This is a genomic window from Blautia glucerasea (genome assembly GCF_020537505.1).
Taxonomy (GTDB): domain Bacteria; phylum Bacillota; class Clostridia; order Lachnospirales; family Lachnospiraceae; genus Blautia_A.
The window spans coordinates 1-1311 of the sequence record NZ_JAJBMO010000072.1 but is presented as its reverse complement, the minus strand read 5'-3'; the positions used below and the strand labels follow the sequence as shown (position 1 = coordinate 1311).

At 39.4% G+C, this 1311-nt stretch carries 2 protein-coding genes; one reads left to right on the top strand and one right to left on the bottom strand.

The features are described from left to right. The coding region (gene dinB, locus LIQ05_RS19235) for a DNA polymerase IV (RefSeq protein WP_226822919.1) at positions 1-717 on the bottom strand (717 nt) is incomplete at its 3' end. Positions 718-911: 194 nt separating this feature from the next. Between dinB and LIQ05_RS19230 the strand changes: the two genes are divergently transcribed. Further along, the coding region (locus LIQ05_RS19230) for a helix-turn-helix domain-containing protein (RefSeq protein WP_226822918.1) at positions 912-1311 on the top strand (400 nt) is incomplete at its 3' end.

The window sequence follows — 1311 nt, the reverse complement described above, 5'->3', positions numbered from 1 at the left end:
CTTGCAAACCGGATCTTCATCCCAGCCATTTGCGAAAGCCCATAATACATTTCCTATTTTTCCAAAATGACTCTCTAACAACTTTTCGTCTGATTCCGCAAGTTGCCCGATTGTCCGGATTCCAAGTTTTTGCAATTTCTTATTTGTCTGTCTTCCGACATAAAGCAAATCTGACGCTGGAAGCTGCCATATCCTGTCTTTATAATTTTCTCGATTAAACTCTGTGATTGCATCCGGCTTTTTATAATCTGAACCAAGTTTCGCATAAATCTTATTCCAGGAAATTCCAATACTTACCGTTACACCCAGTTCGTATTTAATCCGATGGCTGATTTCTCTTGCAATCGTCATTCCGCTTCCTTTCAGATTTCTGCTGTCCGATACATCCAGCCAGGCTTCATCAATTCCATATGGCTCGATCTTGTCCGTATACTCCGAATAGATTTCTCTTGCCATCTGTGAAAATCTCAAATACAAATCCATCCGTGGTGGTACAAATATGATTTCCGGGCAAATCTGTTGTGCCTGCCATAATGCCATTCCGGTCTTTACACCTTTTTGTTTTGCAATATAATTTGCTGTCAGCACAATCCCATGTCTGGCTTCCGGATCGCCACCGACTGCCAGCGGCATTCCGGCAAATTCCGGATGATGCAGCATTTCTACACTGGCATAAAAACAGTTCATATCACTATGCAGGATCACACGCTCACTCAAACTTTTCACCTCCCAGCTGTTTCCTTCAACATGATGTCTTATCAATTTCTGTATGTTTAGTATATATCGACATTCCGGAGACAGTCAAGTGACATCTTGGTTGTATTTTCTCCTTTTTGGAGATTATTGTTGATTTTATTTCTAACATACGGTATAATGCATATAGAAAATTCAAATAGAAATGAGGCGAACAAATGCGTAATTTCGGGGAAATATTAGCAGAAAATAGAAAAAAGAAAGGATACTCTCAATCAGATCTGGTAGACCTGCTTTCTCAGGAAGGTATTCAGGTCACTACAAAAGCAATCTCCAAATGGGAGACCAATGCACGAGAACCAGCTTTACATGTTTTCCTGACACTTTGCCAGTTACTTGATATCGAAGATATATATGAATCCTTCTTTGGAGAAAACCCATATAACATTATGAGTGGATTGAATGAAGAAGGCAGAAATAAATTGATTGAATTTGCTGATATTTTGAAAGCTTCTAAAAAGTTTTCTCCACTGTCTGCAAAGATTATCCCATTCCATCATCCTGTAGAAATTACCTGGGAACCAGTTTCTGCTGGTACTGGAAATTACCTGGAAGATT